The 5,051-nt window shown below is 45.3% G+C and carries 5 protein-coding genes and 1 riboswitch; of the genes, 1 reads left to right on the top strand and 4 read right to left on the bottom strand.

Annotated features, from left to right (window positions below; translation table 11 throughout):
• Positions 1 to 677: DMT family transporter (locus tag AC1DSE_RS29880; RefSeq protein WP_477528668.1), on the bottom strand; the 677-nt coding region annotated here is incomplete at its 3' end.
• A 73-nt stretch (positions 678 to 750) separates the two neighbouring features.
• A riboswitch (purine riboswitch) is annotated at positions 751 to 860 on the bottom strand.
• 177 nt (positions 861 to 1,037) lie between these two features.
• On the opposite strand from AC1DSE_RS29880, the gene AC1DSE_RS29875 reads away from it, so the two are divergent.
• Entirely contained in the window at positions 1,038 to 3,092 is a 2,055-nt protein-coding gene (locus AC1DSE_RS29875; RefSeq protein WP_477528667.1) for a molybdopterin-containing oxidoreductase family protein, read from the top strand.
• A gap of 71 nt (positions 3,093 to 3,163) precedes the next feature.
• On the opposite strand, the gene AC1DSE_RS29870 is transcribed toward AC1DSE_RS29875, so the two are convergent.
• The 3 genes from AC1DSE_RS29870 to AC1DSE_RS29860 all read right to left on the bottom strand — a co-directional run.
• Positions 3,164 to 3,778, bottom strand: coding sequence for an NAD(P)-dependent oxidoreductase (locus AC1DSE_RS29870; protein ID WP_477511638.1), 615 nt, complete (start codon positions 3,776 to 3,778; stop codon positions 3,164 to 3,166).
• 35 nt (positions 3,779 to 3,813) lie between these two features.
• Complete coding sequence (locus tag AC1DSE_RS29865; RefSeq protein ID WP_477511637.1) at positions 3,814 to 4,782, bottom strand: 2-hydroxyacid dehydrogenase; 969 nt, start codon at positions 4,780 to 4,782, stop codon at positions 3,814 to 3,816.
• A 45-nt stretch (positions 4,783 to 4,827) separates the two neighbouring features.
• Positions 4,828 to 5,051: chorismate synthase (locus AC1DSE_RS29860; protein ID WP_477528666.1), on the bottom strand; the 224-nt coding region annotated here is incomplete at its 5' end.

The raw sequence follows: 5,051 nt of genomic DNA, 5'->3' as shown, positions 1-5,051 counted from the left end.
CCAAAAATGAGTCCATTAAACAAAAAGGTTGGAGGGAATAAAATAAATACAAGTACCATTCCCCCGGTAATCATCCATGCGCTTCGATAAGCAGGATGTACAGAAGGAACTGCTTTTCCGCTAAATAGAATAAATAGTGAATAACTGACTGCAGATAACAGGCCGAGTATAACTCCCATTATATTGAACTGTCCTGTGCCCTGCTCAATGATGCCTGCTGCAAGCAAAGTACCGCCGAATAAGATAGCAATTGTAAAAAACATAATGCCGTTTGGACGTTTCCGCTGTCCTACCGCTTGAATTAATACACCAATCCATGTGAACTGAAAGAGCAATATAATCGCAAGCGATGCTGGGATGTAGCGAAGAGATTGGTAATACAATAAACCTGTAATAGCGGTTGGAGTTCCAGCGGCCATTAGAATGAAACGTTGTTTCCATGTCATGCTGCTCGTGCGAATAGATGTATTAGCCTTACTTTGATTAGTTGAGCTCTGGCTGCGCTTCTCACGCCATTTCATAATGAAAGTGAGTATCCAAGCGAGCAAAAAACCTGTTAACAATTGACTGCCTACAACTTCACCAAGCTCATAGCCGCGGCCATAAGCAAGCACAACAATAGTGGATAAAATGCCATAGCTTGCAGCACCTAGAAAAACCGAAAAAATATACTTCATCTGTGTGAATCCCCCTCATGAAAATTTAAAAATTTGCGCATAAAAAAATCCCAACTGCGAATATAGGATCAATGATGATTGATCTCATATTCGTAGTTGGGAAGTAAGGCTTCCCGTAGAAACCCTCACCCTGTTCAAGCTGTAACTCCGTGAGGTTATACGAATTATTTAGTTGTGGAATACGTCTTAAGCACATTGAATATTACATGACAAGTAAAGTGCTGTCAATAGATAATAAACTGGAAGTTCAGAAAATAGGCGATTTTCACATCACTTTTTTGCATCTTGCTCCCTATGCTGCATGCGATTATGCTATGATAATACGACGTGAATATGGCTGTTATATGGAGTGAGATAGATATGAGCAAATCAGTAATAAATGGTACTGTAAAATCGGTTTGCCCTTTTGATTGCCCGGATACTTGTGGTCTGAGCATCACCTTCGAGGAAGGCAAAATAACGAAAGTAACAGGTGATGCAGAGCACCCGGTAACCCGCGGAGCAATTTGCAATAAGGTAAGACAATTAAATGATCGCGTGTATCATCCTGAAAGACTGCTCTACCCTCTTCGCCGCGTAGGTCCCAAAGGCGAGCATTCATTCGAACGGATATCTTGGGAAGAAGCATATGAGGAAATTGCCTCACGGATGAAAGGGATTATTTCCGAGCATGGAGCGAGTGCCATATTGCCTTATAGTTTTTATGGCAATATGGGCGTTTTGAATGCAGAAGGAATGGATCGACGGTTCTTTCATCGACTCGGCGCTAGTCAATTGGACCGCGCAATTTGCAACGCTGCTGGCTCAACAGGCTATGCTTATACGATGGGTGCTTCCAGAGGAATTGATCCCGAAGAAACGATACACACGAAGCTGTTTCTTATATGGGGCTGCAATCTCGTATCCACAAATATGCATCAAACGATGTTGGCAACGGAAGCACGGAAAAACGGAGCAAAGGTTATTCATATTGATGTGCATCGCAATCGTACCTCTACTTGGGCGGATCAGTTCATTCATTTGCGTCCGGGAACGGATGCAGCGCTCGCTCTCGGCATGATGCATATCATCATCCGTGACGGGCTGACTGATCAAGCTTTTCTTGAGCAGTTCACGCTCGGTTATGAGGATCTCGCGAAGCAAGCAGCTGAATATACGCCTGAACGAGTGGAAGCTATTACGGGCGTACCGGCAGCGGAGGTCGAGGAGCTTAGCAGGCTGTATGGAACGACCACTCCCTCTTTTATCCGCATTGGCAACGGACTTCAGCACCATGATAATGGCGGAATGATCGTGCGAACAATTTCATGCTTGCCTGCATTGACTGGGCAATGGGATGTTCAAGGTGGCGGCGCAATGAAAGGCAACAGCTGGTATTCGCGGCTCAACGGTGAGAAAATTGAGCGCCCTGATTTAATGCCTGATCCGGATGTCCGTACGATCAGTATGAATCAGCTCGGCGATGCTCTTCTAGATGTCGCTCCTCCAGTAAAGATGCTGTTTGTCTATAACAGCAATCCAGCAGTCGTAGCGCCTGACCAGAACCGAGTGCGCGAGGGATTGGCTCGTGAAGACTTATTTACGGTTACACATGATTTGTTCTTAACAGACACCTGCAAATATTCGGACATTGTATTGCCTGCAACTTCTCATTTTGAAAACTTGGATTTATACACTTCCTACTGGCATCTGTATTTGCAGCTTCACCAGCCGATTATGGAACCAATGGGTGAATGCAAATCAAACTTTACGYTCTTTAAGGAGCTCGCGCTTAAACTTGACTTTGAGCCTCATCTATTTGACATTTCTGAGCAGCAAATGATAAGCGAGGCACTTGATAGCGAAAATAATCCACTTCTTAAAGGCATTACTTTTGAAGCGCTGCAAGCTAATACGTGGATGAAGGCTGGCGGTAATGAGCTTCCTTCCTATACCTCGATGATTCCGACTCCTTCGGGTAAAATCGAGCTTTATTCGGAGAAAATGCTTATGAACGGCTTGCCACCAATACCCAATCATACGCCGCTTAGAGAGCCGGAGACGTATCCTTTTTGGCTGACGACTGGCCCGAATCACAGCTTCATTAACTCGACCTTCGCCAACCAAGAGAAGTTGCAAAAGCTTGAGAAGGAGCCTCTCCTTCATATGCATGCGGATGACGCAGAAGCACTCGGGCTCCTTAGCGGGGAACGTGTTAAGATACGCAATGATCGTGGTGAACTGGAGATGACGCTGCGCGTTGGTCAAGATGTACTGCCAGGTGTACTCGTCACGCAAGGCTTATGGTGGGAAGACAAGAAAAAAGGCCATCAAGCCGTGAATACACTGACGCCGCAGCGACTCGCAGATATGGGCGGCGGTGCTACATTTTTCTCGAATCGCGTTGAAGTTTTGAAAGCTGATGCAGCTCAATAATAGATAACCAAAAACACCTGAGTCCCTACGAAAAGTAGGAACTCAGGTGTTTTTACCTTTTTGCCTATGAATTAGTAGCTAATACCAACACGTTCTCGCACATAAGCACCGTTAAAATATTCCGAAACAGCGAATTCGGCCGTATCTGCAAAAGAAATCGATGCACTTCCAGAGGGCAGGATTTCCTTTCGCACACGATAACCGCCGCGCAGCTCCTCTTGAACGAGCCTTGTAGGACAGACGATGGTCCAGTCCAAATCAGTGTTAGCGAGTGCCCTATAAGCCTGCTCATGCTCTTTGGCTGCATCATGGTTTAAACGTCTGTTTTCACTGGACTGGTATCTAAGCAGCTCTGGCTGCAGCTCACTCTGCAAGATGCCCGCTGTACCTATCGTAACGATTCTTTTCACTCGGTAATGCTGCATTGCGGCAATCAAATTTGTGATGCCGCTGACAAGTGTTCCGTTGCCTTCCGTATTCAACGCACAAATGACTCCGCTCGCATCAACCATGGCTTCAAAAACATCATGCTGATTACGTACATCTCCGAGGTAACTCTCATCGATCATTTGCTCAGGCAGTCTTACAAATCGTTTAAATGGAACGTTTCTATCTTCAAGATAACTCGCAATAAATTGACCGGTCTTGCCTGTTGCTCCGAGAAGTAATAACTTTGAAGCTGTCATGATATGTACCCCTCTTATTAACAACGTTTATTCTGTTAAAGCAGCTCGTCAACGACATTTTGGGGGACTTGTCCCGTTAACGCGTTTACTAGGTTTTGAGCCGCAAGCATAGCCATATCAAACCTTGTATCCGAAGTGGCAGAGCCGATATGAGGCAAGGTTAATACATTAGCCATCGTCAGAAAAGGATGATCCGCTTCAATCGGTTCTTTTTCGAATACATCAAGGCCCGCAGCTGAGATCGTACCCTGCTCGAGAGCTTCAATCAAAGCTTGCTCATCTACCGTTTGCCCTCTCGATATATTAATAAAAATCGATGATGGCTTCATTAATTTAAACTCCGTTGCTCCAATTAGCTTAACCGTGTCTGGTGTCAGAGGTGCTAATAATAAAACAAAATCTGAATAAGCAAGCAGATCATTTAATTCAAAATAACGAACGCCCAGCTTCTCTTCCGCTTCTGGCTTGCGGCTGCGATTATAATAAACGACATCCATGTCAAACCCGAACCTAGCGCGACGGGCAACCGCCTCACCAATTCTCCCCATTCCAATAATGCCAAGCTTAGCGTGGTGAACATCTTTACCGAACAGTTTGACGCCATCGCCTGTCCTCCACTTGCCATCCTTTACGTATCGATCCAGCTCCGCAACACGCCTCGCTGTTCCCAGAATGAGTGCGAGTGCAAGATCCGCTACAGTGTCATTCAGGACATGCGGCGTGTTCGTTCCAATTATCCCTCTTGTACGCATTGCTTCAACATCAAAATGATTATAGCCGACGCTTATGCTGCTTACGACTTTCAAATGCGGCGCATGGTCAATTAATTCAGCATCAATTTTTGCTCCTGCCGTTAATAAACCATTTGCACTCGCCATCTTCAGAAGCAGTTGCTGACGGGTCATGGGCGTTTTCTCTTCCCATTTGTCTATTATACAGTGCTCTGCTATAAACGCCTCTACTTCAGCGGGGATCTGTCGATCAATGAAAACAGTTGGTTTCATTAGCAATCTCCTCTCAGCATTTGTCATTTATAAGCATAGCACAGTTTATCCATTCATTGCTGCTTGGCGCTTGATTAGATCTTCAATAACGATACATGCCATCGCTTCTACAACGGGAATAATACGAGGACAGATACACGGATCATGTCTGCCAATGGTCTCGATCATCTTCTCTTGACCGTGGATATCAATCGTATGCTGCGGCAAAGAGATGGATGAAGTTGGCTTAACCGCTATACGAAAAACAATTTCTTCGCCCGTGCTGATGC

It is taken from the genome of Paenibacillus sp. 01L418 (assembly GCF_056400045.1).
This window is presented reverse-complemented; position numbering and strand designations above follow the sequence as displayed.

Excerpts from the sequence above, each read along its gene's own strand:
- AC1DSE_RS29865 (WP_477511637.1), bottom strand. The coding sequence starts at position 4,782 with ATGAAACCAACTGTTTTCATTGATCGACAGATCCCCGCTGAAGTAGAG.
- AC1DSE_RS29870 (WP_477511638.1), bottom strand. The coding sequence starts at position 3,778 with ATGACAGCTTCAAAGTTATTACTTCTCGGAGCAACAGGCAAGACCGGT.